21 protein-coding genes and 1 pseudogene are annotated in these 17,583 nt (G+C 58.3%); 10 read left to right on the top strand and 12 right to left on the bottom strand.

Annotated elements, in window-relative coordinates; translation table 11 throughout:
- Positions 1 to 39 precede the first annotated feature (39 nt).
- Positions 40 to 1,980, top strand: a complete 1,941-nt coding sequence (locus ACXHRN_RS14660) for a methyl-accepting chemotaxis protein (RefSeq protein WP_488637049.1) — start codon at positions 40 to 42, stop codon at positions 1,978 to 1,980.
- Positions 1,981 to 2,116: 136 nt separating this feature from the next.
- On the opposite strand, the gene ACXHRN_RS14655 is transcribed toward ACXHRN_RS14660, so the two are convergent.
- The 3 genes from ACXHRN_RS14655 to ACXHRN_RS14645 form a co-directional block, all read right to left on the bottom strand.
- Positions 2,117 to 3,307 (bottom strand): hypothetical protein, encoded by a 1,191-nt coding sequence (locus ACXHRN_RS14655; RefSeq protein WP_488637048.1) that lies wholly within the window; start codon positions 3,305 to 3,307, stop codon positions 2,117 to 2,119.
- Positions 3,308 to 3,630: 323 nt separating this feature from the next.
- Complete coding sequence (locus ACXHRN_RS14650) at positions 3,631 to 4,032, bottom strand: hypothetical protein (RefSeq protein ID WP_488637047.1); 402 nt, start codon at positions 4,030 to 4,032, stop codon at positions 3,631 to 3,633.
- Between the two features lie 105 nt (positions 4,033 to 4,137).
- Positions 4,138 to 4,539, bottom strand: a complete 402-nt coding sequence (locus tag ACXHRN_RS14645) for a hypothetical protein (protein ID WP_488637046.1) — start codon at positions 4,537 to 4,539, stop codon at positions 4,138 to 4,140.
- 191 nt (positions 4,540 to 4,730) lie between these two features.
- Here ACXHRN_RS14645 and parC point away from each other — a divergent pair, with 191 nt between their 5' ends.
- A complete protein-coding gene (gene parC, locus ACXHRN_RS14640) occupies positions 4,731 to 6,980 on the top strand; it encodes a DNA topoisomerase IV subunit A (protein ID WP_488637045.1) in 2,250 nt (749 codons plus the stop codon).
- A gap of 50 nt (positions 6,981 to 7,030) precedes the next feature.
- Here parC and ACXHRN_RS14635 read toward each other — a convergent pair whose 3' ends face one another.
- The 4 genes from ACXHRN_RS14635 to hemB all read right to left on the bottom strand — a co-directional run bounded on the left by ACXHRN_RS14635 (position 7,031) and on the right by hemB (position 10,386).
- Positions 7,031 to 7,909, bottom strand: a complete 879-nt coding sequence (locus tag ACXHRN_RS14635; RefSeq protein WP_488637044.1) for a DMT family transporter — start codon at positions 7,907 to 7,909, stop codon at positions 7,031 to 7,033.
- Complete coding sequence (locus tag ACXHRN_RS14630; protein ID WP_488637043.1) at positions 7,909 to 8,679, bottom strand: arginyltransferase; 771 nt, start codon at positions 8,677 to 8,679, stop codon at positions 7,909 to 7,911. Before ACXHRN_RS14630 ends, ACXHRN_RS14635 begins: the two co-directional genes overlap by 1 nt.
- Before the next feature lie 90 nt (positions 8,680 to 8,769).
- Positions 8,770 to 9,246 (bottom strand): RDD family protein, encoded by a 477-nt coding sequence (locus ACXHRN_RS14625; protein WP_488637042.1) that lies wholly within the window; start codon positions 9,244 to 9,246, stop codon positions 8,770 to 8,772.
- A 126-nt stretch (positions 9,247 to 9,372) separates the two neighbouring features.
- On the bottom strand, positions 9,373 to 10,386 hold the full coding sequence (gene hemB / locus ACXHRN_RS14620) for a porphobilinogen synthase (protein WP_488637041.1): 1,014 nt from the start codon (positions 10,384 to 10,386) through the stop codon (positions 9,373 to 9,375).
- A gap of 158 nt (positions 10,387 to 10,544) precedes the next feature.
- Between hemB and ACXHRN_RS14615 the strand changes: the two genes are divergently transcribed.
- Both ACXHRN_RS14615 and ldtR read left to right on the top strand, forming a co-directional pair.
- Positions 10,545 to 10,973: a DUF6163 family protein gene (locus ACXHRN_RS14615; RefSeq protein WP_488637040.1), complete on the top strand. Its 429-nt coding sequence runs from the start codon at positions 10,545 to 10,547 to the stop codon at positions 10,971 to 10,973.
- Positions 10,974 to 11,137: 164 nt separating this feature from the next.
- A complete protein-coding gene (gene ldtR / locus ACXHRN_RS14610) occupies positions 11,138 to 11,653 on the top strand; it encodes a transcriptional regulator LdtR (RefSeq protein ID WP_488637039.1) in 516 nt (171 codons plus the stop codon).
- A 110-nt stretch (positions 11,654 to 11,763) separates the two neighbouring features.
- On the opposite strand, the gene ACXHRN_RS14605 is transcribed toward ldtR, so the two are convergent.
- The 3 genes from ACXHRN_RS14605 to ACXHRN_RS14595 all read right to left on the bottom strand — a co-directional run bounded on the left by ACXHRN_RS14605 (position 11,764) and on the right by ACXHRN_RS14595 (position 12,528).
- A complete protein-coding gene (locus ACXHRN_RS14605) occupies positions 11,764 to 12,000 on the bottom strand; it encodes a hypothetical protein (protein WP_488637038.1) in 237 nt (78 codons plus the stop codon).
- Between the two features lie 100 nt (positions 12,001 to 12,100).
- On the bottom strand, positions 12,101 to 12,292 hold the full coding sequence (locus ACXHRN_RS14600) for a hypothetical protein (RefSeq protein WP_488637037.1): 192 nt from the start codon (positions 12,290 to 12,292) through the stop codon (positions 12,101 to 12,103).
- Positions 12,289 to 12,528, bottom strand: a complete 240-nt coding sequence (locus tag ACXHRN_RS14595) for a hypothetical protein (protein WP_488637036.1) — start codon at positions 12,526 to 12,528, stop codon at positions 12,289 to 12,291. The genes ACXHRN_RS14600 and ACXHRN_RS14595 overlap by 4 nt, the downstream gene beginning before the upstream one ends.
- Before the next feature lie 201 nt (positions 12,529 to 12,729).
- Between ACXHRN_RS14595 and ACXHRN_RS14590 the strand changes: the two genes are divergently transcribed.
- From ACXHRN_RS14590 to ACXHRN_RS14575, 4 genes and pseudogenes are all read left to right on the top strand, one after another.
- Positions 12,730 to 13,179, top strand: coding sequence for a hypothetical protein (locus ACXHRN_RS14590; protein WP_488637035.1), 450 nt, complete (start codon positions 12,730 to 12,732; stop codon positions 13,177 to 13,179).
- 53 nt (positions 13,180 to 13,232) lie between these two features.
- On the top strand, positions 13,233 to 13,580 hold the full coding sequence (locus ACXHRN_RS14585; protein WP_488637034.1) for a hypothetical protein: 348 nt from the start codon (positions 13,233 to 13,235) through the stop codon (positions 13,578 to 13,580).
- A gap of 35 nt (positions 13,581 to 13,615) precedes the next feature.
- Positions 13,616 to 14,083 (top strand): hypothetical protein, encoded by a 468-nt coding sequence (locus ACXHRN_RS14580; protein ID WP_488637033.1) that lies wholly within the window; start codon positions 13,616 to 13,618, stop codon positions 14,081 to 14,083.
- 15 nt (positions 14,084 to 14,098) lie between these two features.
- Positions 14,099 to 14,673, top strand: a pseudogene (locus ACXHRN_RS14575) (ATP-binding cassette domain-containing protein); the annotation flags it as partial.
- 52 nt (positions 14,674 to 14,725) lie between these two features.
- Here the strand turns inward: ACXHRN_RS14575 and ACXHRN_RS14570 are convergent.
- A complete protein-coding gene (locus tag ACXHRN_RS14570) occupies positions 14,726 to 15,340 on the bottom strand; it encodes an FMN-dependent NADH-azoreductase (protein ID WP_488637032.1) in 615 nt (204 codons plus the stop codon).
- A 75-nt stretch (positions 15,341 to 15,415) separates the two neighbouring features.
- Between ACXHRN_RS14570 and ACXHRN_RS14565 the strand changes: the two genes are divergently transcribed.
- Entirely contained in the window at positions 15,416 to 16,345 is a 930-nt protein-coding gene (locus tag ACXHRN_RS14565; protein ID WP_488637031.1) for a LysR family transcriptional regulator, read from the top strand.
- 3 nt (positions 16,346 to 16,348) lie between these two features.
- Here the strand turns inward: ACXHRN_RS14565 and ACXHRN_RS14560 are convergent, their stop codons facing one another.
- Entirely contained in the window at positions 16,349 to 16,711 is a 363-nt protein-coding gene (locus tag ACXHRN_RS14560) for a hypothetical protein (RefSeq protein WP_488637030.1), read from the bottom strand.
- Positions 16,712 to 16,778: 67 nt separating this feature from the next.
- Between ACXHRN_RS14560 and ACXHRN_RS14555 the strand changes: the two genes are divergently transcribed.
- Entirely contained in the window at positions 16,779 to 17,363 is a 585-nt protein-coding gene (locus tag ACXHRN_RS14555; RefSeq protein ID WP_488637029.1) for a hypothetical protein, read from the top strand.
- Positions 17,364 to 17,583: the final 220 nt, after the last annotated feature.

Below are 17,583 nucleotides of genomic sequence, written 5' to 3'. Positions count from 1 at the left end.
CTCAGTAATATTCCTGCTTCTCATCCTAGGGGAATATTGATGTCATTTCTTCAGAACGCGAGGATTCGGACGAAGATCCTTTCCTTGATCCTGCCGATCTGCCTAGTGGGCGCTGGTGCCGTAGCGATCATGTCCATGCAGTACAAGCAAGCCGACAACGATTATTCGGATTTCATCGCGCGCGACGAAGTCGCTGCGGTCGATATGGCCCGCGCCAATCGCAATCTTCAGGGCATGGGCTACCGCGCCCAGCAGACCATCGTCTATGACGCCAAGGCGGACTACTACGCGGACATCGTCAAGCTCTATGAACGCAATGCCAAGCAGCTGCATAACCGGCTGCAGTCGGTAAAGGAACTGATTCCCGAGCATGCGGACGAGATCGACGCTTTCAGCAAGCGTGCTGCGGAGATTACAGCTCTGACCGACGCGGCAGTGAAGCTTGGTTCCGAGAACAAGGATGCTGAAGCGCAAGCCGAAATGACCAAGGCGGACATTCTGATCACGCCGATGGAAGAAGATGTCCGCAAGTGGCTGGACGACTACATGAAGAGCGTCACTGCCCGAAGCGATCAGCTGACCGTTGAAACCAACGACACCATCTTGTATTCGCTTTTGACCCTCGGCATCGTCTTCGCATTCGCTATTGCAGCGTCTCTGTTGGTCACAGCGCGCGGTATCACGACGCCCATCGCCCGTCTGAAAGACCGGATGACAACGCTGGCCGCCGGCGAAACGGGTGCTGAAGTCGACGGCCTCGGCCGCCGTGATGAACTGGGTGACATGGCGAAAGCCGCATCGGTGTTTCGCGAGAACGCCATTGCCAAGGCGGCGATGGAACGTGAAGTCGAAGCCAACCGTTCGCTGGGCGAAAAGGAGAGGCTGGAGCGCGAAGAAATCAAGGCACGTGAGGCGGCAGAAGACAAGTTTGCGGTTGAGTCGCTGGCAACCGGCCTTGGCCGCCTGGCCGATGGCGATGTCGCCTACCGGATCACCACGCCATTTGCGGAGCGTTCGGACGCCCTGCGTCAGAACTTCAACCACTCGCTCGAAAAGCTGAATACAGCCCTTCGTGCGGTTGGTGAGAATGCCCGCGGCATCGACTCCGGCTCCAACGAAATCCGTTCGGCCGCTGACGACATGTCCAAGCGCACCGAGCAGCAGGCGGCCTCCGTCGAGGAAACCGCAGCCGCGCTCGAACAGATCACCACCACCGTCAAGGACTCCACGCGTCGTGCCGAAGAAGCCGGTGCGCTTGTGTCGCGCACCAAGGCAGGTGCCGAAAAGTCCGGCGAAGTGGTTCGCCGTGCCGTTCTCGCCATGCAGGGCATTGAAAGGTCGTCGGGCGAAATCGGCAACATCATCGGCGTGATCGATGAAATCGCTTTCCAGACCAATCTGCTGGCATTGAATGCCGGCGTGGAAGCGGCGCGTGCCGGCGATGCCGGCAAGGGCTTTGCAGTCGTCGCCCAGGAAGTGCGCGAACTCGCGCAGCGCTCGGCCAAAGCCGCCAAGGAGATCAAGGCTCTCATCAACACGTCAGGCGAGCAAGTGCAGTCCGGCGTGGCGCTGGTCGGCGAAACCGGCAAGGCGCTGGAGGTCATCGTTGCGGAGGTCCAGGAGATCAACCAGCACGTCACGGCAATCGTCGAGTCCGCACGCGAACAATCGGTCGGGCTCCAGGAGATCAACACCGCGGTCAACACCATGGACCAGGGCACGCAGCAGAACGCCGCCATGGTCGAGCAGTCGACGGCAGCCAGCCACAGCCTGGCCAAGGAGGCGGCATCGCTGAGTAAACTTCTCGGTCAGTTCAATCTCGGCGGTGGCCCTGCACAGCCGGTGGCCATTCGCGCAGCCTCGGACGCCTCGCGCCCGGCGCCGTCTCCGGCCCGTGCTCTGGGCCGCAAGATCGCCGGCGCCTTCGGCGGCGCCAAATCTGCTGCCGCTACTCAGGAGCAGTCCTGGGAAGAATTCTGATCGATCTGGCGGTATGTGAATGCAAAAAGGGGCCGTGCATTGCGCGGCCCTTTTCTTTTGCATGCCGGCATCCGGACAAAGAAAAACCCGGCTGGCGAATGGCCAGCCGGGTTCGTATGCGTCGCCTAACCAGCGATTACTGGTTGGCGCTGATCTGGACGTTGAGCGTCTTGGCGAGATCGGCCGGGTTGCCCATGGCGGCACCCATGATCTGCGGGAAGGGCAGCGGTGCGCCAGGCTCGGCAGTCACTTCGATGCTCTTGGGATCGTCGAGATAGGTGTTGGCAGCCGTGGAGATCTGCGTCTGCAGATCAGGCATGTTGAGCTGGCCGAGCAGCATCGGCAGCATGCCCTTCAGCGACTGGGCAAACTGCTTGCCATCGACGCCCTGCTGCTTGCCGGCGTAGTCGAGAAGCTTGGAGGTGATGCCGGCATCATCGAAGCGGATCGAGCTGGAATTGTAGACCAGCTGCTGCATCAGGCCCATCATCGACATGCCGAGCGCCTGCTGGCCGGCAGCCTTGTCGGGGTTGGCTTCGGCAGCCTTCATGGCTTCCTGCATGCTCTTGACGAGTTCGAGCGTGTAGCCCGAAAGCGAGACATTCAGGTCGAGGCGGCCGATATTGTCGAAATCGAACGAGTATTCGGTGATGTCCAGCTTGCCGTCGGCGAGCGTCCAGGCGCCCTTCATGGTGATGTCACCGGCAACGGTCTGCAGGCCAAGCGCGTTGATCGCTTCCTGGGCCTTCGGATCCGGGGCAGAGGTCGTGTCGATCTTGATGCCGGAAACCACTGTTTCGGCGTCGATCTTCTTCTCGTCGTCGGAAAGCGTGTAGCTGCCGGTGATTTCGTCGATCGTGCCGACATCCTTGTTTTCAGCGATCAGCTTGGTCGGACCGACATGGAAGGACGAGGCGATCATAACGGAGTCCAGCGTGCCCGGCTCCGGGTTGGCCGGCAGGCTGATGCCCTCGACATAGATGTCCGTAGCGTTGATGCCCGAGCCGTTTTCGATTGCGTTGAGGTCGGCGAAGGATGCCTTCTCGATTTCGTAGCCGCCATCTGCTTCAGTGACACCGGTCAGCGTCACGTCACCGATCGGAACCTGCTTCTTGTCGGCATTGGTGACCGTCATCGTCACGCCGTTGAGGATGACATTGGCGCCGTCAACGGAGGTGCCGGTCGCGGCAAAGCTGATGCCGTTCGGCGAGGTCAGCGCATTGAACTTGGCAAGGACGTCGTTGCCGTCGAGCGCGAAAGCTGCATTGGCGATCGAAAGGAAAGCCGTGCCGGCGAGCAGCAGGGTGATGGTGCGGGTGGTTTTCATTGAAATGTCCCTCTTGGCAAGACGATGACTCTGGATGGCGTATCCAGAGCTAAATACGTCCGATGCGGCATTTATATTCTCAGTCCGGCTAATATCTATGGCGAAAACAGACTTTTTTCGAGGCCACCGGGGCAATGATCTGGTTTTGGGTTAAGGGAATGTTCTTGCAGTTGGCCTGCCGGTGAAACGAGAAGGCCGTTCCTTTGCAGGAGCGGCCTTTCGCGATACGATTCTACTTGCCGTCTACCTGACCCCCGATGTCGCAGCTGAGGCCTCGGCCCGCACCGTCAGGTGCATGGCGGGTCAGCAGTGTCCGGTCGGTACTACTTGATCGTAAGGTCGTAGCGGAAGCCGCTGCTAAGATTATAGGCTGTTCCAGGTCCGAGTCCCGAGCCGATCAGCGAGAACTTGACTATGTCGGTTCCGCGATAGCCTTTTTGCGGCGTGTAAGTGACGAGCATACCCTTCATCGGCTTGCCCTTGCACTGCCTTGTGGCGTCGCCCATTTTCCATGCCTGCCAGCGCGCGGAGACGGTTCCGTGCTCCGGTTGCTTGTTGATCTTGAATTTGGGCATGCTACCATAGTGGCAATTTCTGTTGTAAGTGTACCAGATACCAAGGGAGGATGTTTTCCCGGCTGGTATCGTCATGCTTTCGGCGAGTGCTGGCAAAGCTGCGCTGGCGGCAATGCTAGTGGCGATGAAGAACTTAAGAATTGAACGCATTTGAAGCCTCTTTCCTGAGTGTTTCGCAGATGCAATCAGAACACACGAGGCGGCGAGAAGGGCCGTCGCCAAGCCAAGTCACGTGGAAATCTTGAAGGAAATACATCACTTGACGGTGATGTTGATCTTCCATTCCTTGTCTCGAAGAAGATAGCCAGTCGACATGCCGCCACTGAAGATGATCGACACCTTGTCAGGCCCATGATAGCCCGGCGTCGGCTTGTAGACGACCAGCGTGCCGTGCATCGGTTTGCCGGCGCATTTGCCAGCTTCCTTGCCCATCCGGAAAGGCTTCCACATCGTGGTGATGCTGCCATGCTCCGGTTTGCGTGTGATGTGGACCTCCGGTTTGCCACCGGCGTAGCAGGTGTCGTTGGTAGCGGTGTAGTAGAAAAAGATTGCCGACGCGCGATTGGCCGGCACTGTGCGAGTCTCTGCTGCGAATGCGGATACTGCACTGGCGATAACGGCGATCAAGGTGAGGAGGAATTTTGTGAAAAAGCGCACGATGCTACCTATCTGAGGGTACTGAACAACTGTTCGATAGTATGGCTGAAGATTTGTTGCAATCTTAATGAATGCAAATGCATCACAAGATTGCATTTAAGGTGAATTGCATACATGCGGTCAATGACCTGTCCACAGCTCAATCGCCTGCAATCCTTGCCGGTTGAAGCCGGTTCAGCTATTGACGGCGCATGGGAAAAAGTGAATTGCCGCCCGGCGGCGGAGACGATATTCAGCCGATTGACTTGAGGACTGCGCTCGAGGAGCGCTACCTCGCCTATGCGCTCACCACCATCATGCACCGGGCGCTGCCTGACGTGCGCGACGGCTTGAAGCCGGTCCATCGCCGCATAGTCCATGCGATGAGCGAAATGGGCATCCGCCCCAACACGGCCTACAAGAAATGCGCCCGTATCGTCGGCGACGTCATGGGTAAGTTCCACCCCCATGGCGACCAGTCGATCTATGATGCGCTGGTGCGCCTGTCGCAGGAATTTGCGATCCGCTATCCGATCGTCGACGGGCAGGGCAATTTCGGCAATATCGATGGCGATAACCCCGCCGCCATGCGTTACACCGAAGCGCGCATGACCGATGTCGCGGCCCTGCTGCTGGAGGGCATCGACGAGGACGCGGTCGACTACCGCCCGACCTACAACGAGGAAGACCAGGAGCCGATCGTGCTCCCCGGCGCCTTCCCGAACCTGCTGGCCAACGGCTCGTCAGGCATCGCGGTCGGCATGGCGACCAATATTCCGCCGCACAATGCCCATGAAATCTGCGACGCGGCGCTGCATCTGATCAAGAACCCGGACGCGGATGTCGAGAAACTGGTCGAGTTCATCCAGGGGCCGGATTTCCCGACCGGCGGCACGATCATCGAAAGCCGTGCCAGTATCCTCGATGCCTACCAGACCGGACGTGGTGGTTTCCGCGTGCGCGCCAAATGGGTGCAGGAGGATCTCGGCCGTGGCGGCTATCAGATCGTCGTCACCGAAATCCCCTATCAGGTGCAGAAGTCGCGACTGATCGAAAAGATCGCCGAGTTGTTGATCGCCCGCAAGCTGCCGCTGCTCGAAGATATCAGAGATGAATCCGCAGAAGACGTGCGCGTCGTGCTCATCCCCAAGAGCCGCACCGTTGATGCCAACCTGTTGATGGAATCGCTCTTCCGCCTGACCGAGCTTGAAAATCGCGTCTCGCTCAACATGAACGTATTGTCCATGGGCAAGGTGCCCAAGGTCATGTCGCTCAAGGAAGTGCTGGTCGAGTGGCTCGCGCATCGCCGCGAAGTGCTGGTGCGCCGTTCGCGCCATCGTCTCGCCGAGATCGATCGCCGGCTGGAAATCCTCGGCGGCTATCTCATCGCCTACCTCAACATCGATGAGGTGATCCGCATCATCCGCGAGGAGGATGAGCCCAAGCAGACGATGATGGCGCGCTTCAGCCTCACCGACCTGCAGGCCGAATCCATCCTCAACATGCGACTGAGGTCTTTGCGCAAGCTCGAGGAATTCGAGATCCGTAAGGAGTTCGATGATCTGTCGGCGGAAAAGGCCGGTATCGAGGGCCTGCTCGCTTCCGAAGACAAGCAGTGGTCGACGGTCGCCTGGGAAATCGGCGAGGTGAAGAAGAAATTTGCCAAGGCAACGCCGCTTGGCCGCCGCCGTACTGATTTCGCCGATGCCCCGTCCACCGACAGCGCCGCCATCGAGCAGGCGATGATCGAAAAGGAACCAGTCACCGTCGTCGTTTCGGAAAAGGGCTGGATTCGCGCGCTGCGCGGCCACAGCTCCGATTATGCCGCCCTGCAGTTCAAGGAAGGCGACAGCCTCCGGCTGGCTTTCCATGCCCAGACAACCGACAAGATCATCATCTTTACCACGGGTGGCAAGGCGTTCACGCTGGGTGCGGACAAGCTGCCGGGCGGTCGCGGGCATGGCGAGCCACTGCGCATCATGATCGACATGGAAAACGACCAGGATGTGCTGACGGCCTTTGTCTATGACGCGGCGCGCAAGCTCGTGGTCTCTTCGCATCTCGGCTACGGCTTTGTCGTGCCGGAGGCCGAACTGATCGCCAATACCCGCAAGGGCAAGCAAATCCTCAACGTTGGCATGCCGGATGAGGCCAAGCTGGTGGTGCATGCGACTGGCGACCACGTCGCCGTGGTTGGTGAAAACCGCAAGATGGTGGTCTTCCCGCTCGCCCAGATTCCGGAAATGAGCCGCGGCAAGGGCGTGCGCCTGCAGCGCTACAAGGATGGCGGCGTCTCAGATATCCGCGTCTTCAAGCTCGAGGAAGGGCTGACCTGGGACGACAGCGCCGGCCGCAACTTCAACCGCAACAAGGAAGAGCTGGCCGAATGGCTGGGCGACCGCGCCGCGGCCGGCCGGCCGGTGCCCAAGGGTTTCCCGCGCTCGGGCAAGTTCGCCGGCTGATCAAAGCGGGATGGTGAAAACAAATCTCGCCCAGATTGGGCGAGTTTGAGCTAGTGCAAAGGTATTTCCTCACGCCGCGACGTATGGATCGAATGCCACACAAGCGCGACAAGGATGATTGCACCGCCGATCAAGGTCAGCACGGGCGGCTGCTCGGAAAAGATGATCCAGACCCAGACGGGAGCCAGGACGGTTTCCAGCAGGTAGAACATTCCCGTTTCGGCCGCCGAAAGATATTGCGGCCCCACCGCAAGCGCCCAGAAGGCGAAGGGCGTCAAGATCAGTCCATTGAAGATGATCCACCAGGGCGAGCCGATGTGGAAGCCGGTCTTGGCGGCAAGGATGGCGCCGAGCGTTGCTGGGATGATCGCGGCCACTAGGGGCGTAAAGCCGAAATCCTTGCCCGAAGCACGGCTAAAGGTCAGGGCTCCGGCAATCGACAGCGCTGAAAGCGCCGCCATTGTGTCGCCGAACAGATGGCCGCTTTCAAGCCCGTTGGCGACGATGATCAGCACGCCGATCGTCATTGCGGCCATGGCAACAAAGGTTGCGATCCGCGGCCGTTCTCCGAGAAAGATCCAGGAGAGCAGGGCCGCGAACATCGGATTGAACGCCAGGATGAAGGCAACATTGGCCGAGGTGGTGTTGAACACCGACAGGATGAAGAAGATCGTCGAGACTGCGTAGAACACCGAGATGATGACGCCATGCCAGCCGGGGATCAGCACCGGCGCCTTGCCGCGGATGAGCCGGATCGCGATCCAGACGATGATGGCGACAAGCACGGTAAACACACTGCGTCCGGCAAGTATCGACCAGCTGTTGCCGTCGGCGAGCCGGACGATCGGGATATCGAAGGAAAGCGCAAGCCCGCCACAAAACGTGAGGAACACCCCACGCGCGTGGGCCGACAGGTTTTTCAGCAGCATCAGGCGTCCTGTTCTTCGCCTGTCGGCTCGAAAAGAGTCCAGCCCTGGTGCAGCAAATGCTCTTGTGGGCGAAAGCGCGTCTTGTAGGTCATTTTGCGTGACCCCTCGACCCAGTAGCCGAGATAGACATGCGGCAGGCCTCTGGCCTTGGCCCGACGGATATGATCGAGGATCATCCATGTGCCGAGCGATCGCGCTTCCTCGGACGGGTCATAGAAGGAATAGACCATCGACAGGCCGTCGGCCATGATGTCGGAAAGGGCGGTGGCGATCAGCCGTCCGCCGGGACGGGTATTCAGGCCGTCGCCTTCCTCGCGGATGCGGTATTCGATGATGCGCGTGTTGACATGGGTGTCTTCGACCATCATCGCGTAATCGAGCACGCTCATATCGGACATGCCGCCGGATTGGTGCCGGCTATCGAGATATTTGCGGAACAGTCCGAACTGCTCGGTCGAGGGTTCGGCAGCATATTCCTTGGAAACGAGATCGAGGTTACGGCCAAGGACGCGTTTCATCGAGCGGGTCGGCTCGAACTGATCGACGAGAATGCGGACGGAAACACAGGCGCGGCAGCTTTCGCAGGCCGGACGGTAGGCGATGTTCTGGGATCGCCTGAAACCGCCCTGCGTGAGGATGTCGTTCATCTCGGGCGCGCGCTGTCCAACGAGATGCGTGAACACCTTCCGCTCCACCTGTCCCGAAAGGTACGGGCATGCGGCGGGTGCCGTCATGAAGAACTGTGGTGATGGGTGTGCCTGCGTGTTCATGCCGGGGAGAGAATCTCATCCATTTTCAAGATTTCACCATATAAGCATGGCGAAAGATTGAAAAAGGTCAACTCCTCAGTATGGCTAACATTACGAGTATGTTGTGCCAGTCCAGCGGCTCGCACGAACGCTGACCGTGCCCAGCGCAATATCGTGCAGCAAACGGCCGCGATCGGTGAACAGGCCAACGAGAAGAATGAACGGCGTCAGCACCGAATTCAGGATCCAGAAAACAACCAGATGCAGGATCGCGGTGAAGAAATCGATGTTGTGGCCGCTGTCGCTGGTCATCATCAGGTCCATGACCCGCATGCCCGGCGTCGCCTGGGCCGACGAGGACAAGGACAGGCCGAAATAGAGCGCTGCAATGATGAAGAACAGCACTGGGAAGAGATAGAAGCCCAGCCCGAGCGTCAGAAGAGCAAAGAAGAACGCCACGACATAAGCCGGGATCATCAGCAGGCCGACGATCAGGTAGTCTATCACGAAGGCAAAAACTCGCCGGCTCAGCACGCCGTCATAGACATCTGCAGCAAACGGGCGATTGTTTTCATAGACGTTAGCCATGGAGGCGTACCTTTCGTCGGGTTGTCATCCACGATATGGTGACATCCGTGGCTTCCTGCAATATCCGCATGCAAAAACCCTCGCGGGTCGCGATGCAGTGCCGCGTGCCGATCCGCAGGCGCCGGATCAGCCTTTCGCCAGCAGTCTCGCGACATCCATGGCGAAATAGCTGAGGATACCGTCGCAGCCGGCGCGCTTGAAGGACAGCAGCTGCTCCAGCATCACGCGTTCGCCGTCGATCCAGCCATTGGCGGCGGCGGCCTTGACCATCGTATATTCACCGGACACCTGATAGGCGTAAACCGGCAGGCCGAAGGCTTCCTTGATGCGCCAGCAGATGTCGAGATAGGGCAGGCCGGGCTTGACCATCAGCATGTCGGCGCCTTCCTCCACGTCCATCGCCGCCTCGCGGATGGCTTCGGTGCCATTCGCGGGATCGATGTAGTAGGTCTTCTTATCGCCCTTCAGCAGGCCGGAGGTCGAGATTGCCTCGCGATAGGGGCCGTAGTGGGCCGAGGCAAACTTGGTCGCATAGGACATGATGCCGACATCCTGGTGACCTGCCACATCGAGTGCCCGGCGGATGGCGCCGATGCGGCCGTCCATCATGTCGGACGGCGCGATAATATCGGCCCCGGCATCGGCCTGTGCAACCGCGGCGCGAGAAATATGCTCCACCGTTTCGTCATTGACAATAATGCCGTCGCGCAGGATGCCGTCGTGACCGTGGCTGGTGAAGGGGTCGAGGGCAACGTCGGTGATGACGCCGATATTCAGGCCGGCCTTCTTGATGGCCGCGGTGGCTTTGTTGATCAGGTTATTGGCATTCAATGCCTCCGAGCCGGTCTGGTCGCGCAGTGCCAGATCGACATTCGGGAAGGTGGCGAGGGCAGGGATGCCAAGATCAGCGGCTTCGCGCGCCGCTTCCACGGCCTTGTCGACCGACAGCCGGTTGACACCGGGCATGGCCGGGATCGGCTCGACAATGCCGGTGCCCTCGACGAGGAAGATCGGCCAGATCAGATCATCGACCGTCAGCCGGTTCTCCTGGATCAGCCGCCGCGACCAGTCCGCCTTGCGGTTGCGGCGCATGCGGCGGTGGCCGGTGATTTCGTCAACGAGATGGGTCTTGTCGGTCATGGCGAGCATCCGTGCTGATTTTCCGAGGTGAATAGCATGAACATCCGGGCAGGCAAATGATCGGATTGTCGCGCCTTATCGAGGTGGTCTCATTCTGTGTCATTCGTGGCAGCTGGGCCAGACTGGAATTCGTCATCTTATTCCGCTAGGAAAGCCTCATGACCGATCTGCAGCTCTCCGCACCCAAACCCGTCCTGGCCGAATTCCTGATGACGCTGTTCCTCAGGGGGGTCGCGCTTGCCTGCCTGTTGTTTGCCGTCCGGCTGTGGGGCGAGCTGACGGGATACACGCAAGGGGGCAGGCTGCGCTTTGATCTCCTGAGTTCCGATATGATGGCGGTGAAGGCTTCGCTTTCAGTGCTTTACCCAGTCGCGGCGGTGGGTCTTTGGCTCAAGGGCGCCTGGGGTCCTGTGATCTGGTCGGCAGCGTCGGGGCTCGAGATCGTCATGTATCAGGTGTTTCCGGACGTCTTCGGCGCCCACCCGATGAAGGTGATGACGATCGCCCTCGCCGTGCTGGCCTATATGGTGTTGAGGCTGACGATCATCCTCACCAAACCCCAGAAAGACCCGGCACGGCAGGGTTAACAAGATCTGAAAGGTGATGGATTATTTACCATATGCCTTCGTTCTTTCCGGGTAACCGGGCGTTAATCCTATGATTTAAGTAGAATTTTATAGGTACTCGCTAAGTTGAAGTCATAAGGCGGACATCAAAAACAAGAACCGCCGGGCAAACAGTGAGGCAGAAAATGAACACCAAGCTCAAGGCACAGGCGGCTCCCGTTTCCATCGATCCGCAGGAACAGGTCATCCATAATCTCTATCTCGAAAGCGTCCACCTGGTCGAGCGGCTGCACCGCCGCCTGCTCGATGTCATCAAGGACGAGTTCGACCGCTCGGGTCGCGACGACATCAATGCTGTCCAGGCGCTCTTGCTCTTCAACATCGGCTCTTCGGAACTGACGGCCGGCGAACTTCGCTCGCGTGGCTACTATATGGGCTCCAACGTATCCTATAACGTCAAGAAGCTGGTCGACATGGGCTTCATCAACCACTCCCGCTCGCGCATCGACCGTCGCTCGGTTCGCATCTCGCTGACGGAAAAGGGTCAGGATGTCGCTGAAACGGTGTCGAAGCTCTATCAGCGCCACGTCGGCTCGATCCACAAGGTCGGCGGCATCGGCACCGACGAGTTCGGCCAGATGAACAAGCTGCTGCAGCGGCTCGACCGCTTCTGGAATGACAGCATTCTCTATCGCCTGTAATCAGGCAACTTTCTGATAAAGCTGCATTTCCTCCAGTCATGCGGTGTTTCAGTGGCATAGCGGGGCGTGGGCACACGCTCCGTTATGCCTGTTTTGGAGGGGTCAGTAGACTATCGCTTCGGGAGCATTTTGCGACCAGCGTTTCTGATCGTCAGCATCGAGTCCGCCATCTGCGCCACGAGGCCGGCTGCCATGGCGCTGTCCAGGGCTTCGACATATTCCGGTCCTTCAAGCAGATGCTTTCTGGCGTGACTTTCCACTGCGCCGCGAGTGGCGGTTGGCGAGACGCCATACCTCGCGCTGTGGAATGCATTGATGATAATTTGATGTTTGTCGCTCAGGTTCACGCCGTTCTCCATGGTTACTGTGGCGGTCCTATCAGTAAGCCGGTTACTTTGATAGTCGCGTTATGGAAGACAGCGAAGTTGGCCATGGCCATAGTCGGATTCAGGCATCGGCAGACAGGCCCAGCCTGCGTGTCTGGGTAGCTGCGAAGGATTGGGCTTTTTCCATGTTGTCGAATTGGCTCTTTGTCTCGGCACCTGCCTCGATCACCACAACCGTCCATTTGTCGTTGTCGTAGGCAACGCGGACGCTCGAAACGTCGGCGGAAATCGCTGCTTTTTCAAATCTGATCATGACTCCAGCCTCGCGGTGGCGTGGCCGTGTAGCAACTGCCTGGCGATCTTGGCCTCGAACCCCTCCACGAAGCTGTCCGCGGTATCTTTCTTTTCCATCAGCACGCGCGCAAAGTCGGCGGCTTCGTCGGGATGGCACTGGTGAAGTCGCTGGGCAAGATCGCGACACAGATGCTGCAGATCCCCGGTAATCGCCTGCACTTGCTTGATGTCGAACGTCACATTGTCGCGTTTCATGGACCTTCTCCTTTCTATGTAGATGGCCATGAATATCTGCATTGCAATGAAAAGTTTTGAGACGGACAATATTCAACGAAAACGTTTGATTTGCCTTGTATTGCCCCGCCACAAAGCGCATCATCGAGGTGTCGGCAGCATTTGAAGCGGGCGCTGCTTTTACAGGGTTACCAACCTTGGCCCCAACCAAAGGAGGACTTCGTGTCTTCCAGCCATCGTCAGCATTTCACCGAAACCAACCTGAAAATGCTCGGCCGCGTTCTCGAAAGAGCGGAAATACCTAATGTGCCCGATCCAATGCAACGAGCCATAAGGCTGGAAGCGGCGCGTTTTCTAATTACGACTTTCCAACATGGAATCACAAACGAGGTCGCGCTCTATTCGGCGTTGATGAATCGACCGATATCCTTGCCTCAGTCGTCCGGCGAAAAGCACCAAGCGCCGGTAAGACTCAAAAGCGACCTGAATGCCTCGGTGACCCGTGACGGTTACCGGTATGGCAGAAGGGTCGAGCGAAACGGCACCTGGACCATCTACCATGTTTTTAGCGGTGCGCCCGCAACTTACGATTCCTGGAGAATGATTGGCCTCAACCTCAAGACCGCCGATCGGGCGCTTCGGATACTCAACGCGCCGATCAAGGCTGCCTAATTCGCCTTCGACAGGCCTGAGATCCCTAATATGCCAACATGATTGAGACTGATATGATCGACCGAACGACAGAAACAAAGATAACCTTCAGGCACCGATTTTCGGTGCCGCAGCTTCAACAGCCGCTGGGCGCCGGAACCTACCGTGTGACAACCGACGAAGAGGAAATCGTCGGATTGTCTTTCATCGCCTATCAGCGGACGTCGACGATGCTGCACATTCCAGCAATCGGGGCATCCACCAACACCACGCAATATCTGCAGGTCAGCCCTGAAGACCTTGAGGCGGCGCTTCTCAAAGATGCCGGTGAACCCAGCCCCGCCGCCAGGACAGATAATCTCTATTCCAGGCAGACCATGCTGGCGAAATCGCGTGAACAGCGCAGCTTCAACTCCAAGTGAATGCTGGCAGGCCTGAACAATAAGAAGCAATAATTATGACGCCTGAAACCCAGCAACGACTTCTAAAAGCTCTTGAACTGAATGCCAAGCGGGAGCGGGACATCGTCCAGGCAAACCAGGCAATCTTGGATAAGGTAAAGCTCAAGGCTGCGCGTGAGAAGGCATCCATCGAGAGGTGGCCCTCGTTTCTTCTCGAAATGCAGAACGCCACCGGTGCAATCAACAAACATTCCGCACCCCAGGAGATCCTGTTTGTCTCCGCCGAAAGCTCCCCGGATGAGCATTTTCTGAGATGTGTCGAGGTAAGTCTTTCAAAACCCCGTGAAGAGCGCCGCATTGTGGCACTGTTCAATCTGGATCCGAGCGGTGGCATAGGCGTGACCTTCTTGACACCTCATGCCACGAAATCGGATTCGTTTGATATACGCAGCACGACGGTGTCCTATCTTGAGCGCATTCTCGTGGCGTTTTTCGAGCAGTATCTCGGCGACAAGAAAAGCTGAGAACGGCATGCGATCGCAGGCTATCAGCCGAACCGGCCAATCCTCCGCGATTTATCCTTGCCATCACAGGGCCGGAGCGTATCGCCGTCAACGGTTCAAATGGCTCGGGCAAGACGACATTGCTGGCGCTCATATCGGGAGAGCTGAAGCCTTGGGCAGGGATGGTTTCGCTCATGACAGCGTTCGCGATGCTCGACCAGCGCGTCAGCCTTCTCGATCCGTCGATGTCGATCCGAGACAACTTCCGGCGGATCAATCCCGGTTCTGATGAGAATGCCTGCCGGGCAGCGCTGGCGCGCTTCATGTTTAGCGCGGATGCCGCGCTTCAGCGTGTCTCGACGCTCAGCGGCGGGCAATTGCTACGCGCCGGGCTGGCTTGTGTGCTGGGCGGATTGTCACCGCCATCTCTGCTGATTCTGGACGAGCCGACAAATCACCTCGATATCGACTCGATCGCGGCAGTCGAGGCAGGATTGCGTGCCTATGATGGTGCTCTGCTTGTTGTCAGTCATGACGAGGTTTTCCTCGACGCCATCAGTGTGACCCGCCGGCTGGAATTGCCTTCACCGGTCCAGAAGACGGATCGCTGACACAAAACGGGCCGCATTACTGCGGCCCGGTACTTCATGCAAAATTGATGGGTTAGCTGGCAAGCGCCAGCGCTTCCTTGACGGCGTCGGCGCGAGCGGTGATCGCCAGGTCCGGCATCGCCTGCTTTTCAGCGCGGACGATCGTAATGTCGCTGAGGCCCACGAAGCCGAGCACTGTCTTCAAATACGGCACCGCAAAATCGAGGACCTGTGCCGCACCTTCGGAATAGACGCCACCCGTGGCGACGAACAGCACGACCTTCTTGCCTTCGGCCAGCAGACCCTTCGGTGCGCCATCGACGTAAGCGAATGTGCGGCGAGCACGGACGATGTGGTCGATCCAGGCCTTCAGCGTCGAAGGAATGGCGAAGTTGTACATCGGCACGCCGATGGCGATAACGTCGGCTTCTTCGACTTCAGCAATCAACGTATCCGACAAGTTGGCGTCGGCGCGTTCGGCGCTGTGGTCGTTGGCCGGCACGGCGCCGAGTTGGGCTTCGTAGAGTTCCGGGCCGAGATGCGGCACCGGATTGGCGACAAGGTCACGTTCGATGATCTTGGCGCCGGTATGATGGGCGGCGTACTGGCTGGCGAATGCCGAAGTCATTTCGCGGGTGGCGGAAGCAGTGGCATTCAGGCTGTTATGCAGGACGAGGATGGTAGACATTTCTAAGCTCCTTTGAATTCGTTGAAGCTCATATCGCTCTTCCCGACCTCAGAAAAAACTGGTAAAGATTAGCGCATGTCTATCGAAAAATCAGATGGTCATCCCGACAGCCTGTCGCTTGACCAGATCCAGGTGTTTCTCGCCGTGGTCGACACAGGCAGCTTTTCTGCAGCTGCGCGAAAACTCAGGCGCGCGCAGTCGGCAATCACCTATGCGGTGCAGAAGCTTGAGGACCAGTTCGGGCTTGAAGTCTTCGATCGCTCGACCTATCGCCCGACGTTGACCGAAGCTGGAAATGCGCTGCTGCCGCGGGCACGACGGATTGCGGGCGAGGTTGGTGCGTTCCGCGCCCAGGCGCGGGGTATGGCGGCGGGCGTCGAGGCGGAGGTGTCGCTGGTGGTGGACAGCATGTTTCCCATGCCGCTGTTCCTCGCCGCTATCAAGGATTTCCAGGCCGCATGGCCTTCGGTATCGCCACGGGTGATGGTCGAGAACATGGGCGCGGCGGCCGAGCGGCTGTTATCTGGACTGTCAACCATCGGCATTCTATCTCCTATCCGGGTCGAAATGCCTGACCTTGTGCGCAAGCCTGCCGTCGACATCCGGCTGGTGCCGGTCGTTTCGCCGAACCATCCGCTAGCTGCCTGGAAGGGTGAGATCCCGCTGGAGGTCGCCAGGGACAATGTGCAACTGGTGTTGACCGACCGCTCCCTCATGCTTTCAGGCAAGGATTTCGGGGTCATATCGACGCAGACCTGGCGGCTCAGCGACCTGGGAGCCAAGCGGTCGATGCTGCTGGCCGGACTTGGCTGGGGAAGTATGCCCGAGCACATCATTGCGGATGATCTGCAAGCCGGCAGGCTGGTGCGGATTGATGCGCCCGGCCTGAGAAAGGGGCAGGCACTGACGCTGGATCTCGCCTATCGCATCGACGCCCCGATCGGTCCGGCGACCCGCTGGCTTGCTGACCGCCTGACCGCGAATTATTCATCGCCCGTCATGTGACGTTTATCCCTGACGTATCTTCATTGGCCGCCAGACGGTCATCTCGTGATTTCGGTCGAAATTGCTTTCGGCGAGAAAGACCTTGCAATCACGCCTGTCGCAAGTCTCGCAGCGAAAGGGCAGTGATTGGGGCTCGCGCGTTTGGCCATAGAAGGTGGCAAGATCCTGGGCCAGGAACTTCGCCTGCCGCCCGCACTGCCGACATTCCGCGACAACAAGCATGTTGTGTCGCCCCGCCTTTGCCAATGTATCGATCGTGTTGGTCATATCAGATGATTGGAACATATGGAGAACGAAATCAATATGGACGAAAGGTTGAACAGGGTAGGGAGGTTTCTCGCTGGCGAAGTAGTAGGCACGCTTCAAATTGCATCCAATGCAAATCGACAGCTCAAACGTCTTATCGAAAGGCGTTCAACAGGCGGAGATCGAGATGCGAGCGATGAAAGTGGTTCTGGCCCTGCTGGGCCTTGTTTGGCTGGGTGGATGCACTTTCGAATCCTCAACCGTGTTGCCTGATGTCACGGCGGCAGGGGACCAGATTGCCGGTTTCCCGGAGGATAGGCCGTTTACGATCGAGGCCTTCGACAGGGCAAAGCTTCAATACGCTTATTTCGCTTCGGTCAAATCAGAGAAAGTGGCTGGCAAGGGTATCCGCTACGTCATGACCTTCAGCGACAATTCCCCGATGCAACTCGTCGTTCAGGCAAAGCGGATGTCCGAGGACAACTACCTGATCCGCTATTTCCAGACCGAGGCCGGCAAGGCGCTGACCATGAACGAGAGCGGCCTGGTATTTGCGAAACATGACGGTGACACCTACTACGTCCTGACCGGCATCTCCAATCAGGCGATGCTGGATAAAATTTTTGTCGGCGAGCGGCCGTTGGAGCTTTCGACTTCCGTTGTGCGCATCGAAACCGACCATCAAGCAGACCGGATTTCCACCTATTTCCGCGACCATTTCGATGAATTTCCGAAGGACCAGGATTACGCGCGGATACGCGTCGCGAAGTGATGGACCGAGTCCCACAACGTTCACTTGCTTGTGATTTCCATCCGGCACAAATCAGCCACATTATTGTGACATCCCCGCCACAACGGGTGATCTGAATGGGGCTGATACGACCGTTGCGATCCGAAAGTGTTGCAGTGACCTATATTGCAATGCAGAAGGAACTCGAATTTTCCCCATTCGTTAACCACGATCATGATAGGTGAAATTCGTTTCCCCGGGT

The organism is Shinella sp. OV683 (assembly GCF_057787725.1).
Note: the sequence above shows the minus strand (reverse complement) of the source record. Positions and strands in the feature narration are given on the sequence as shown.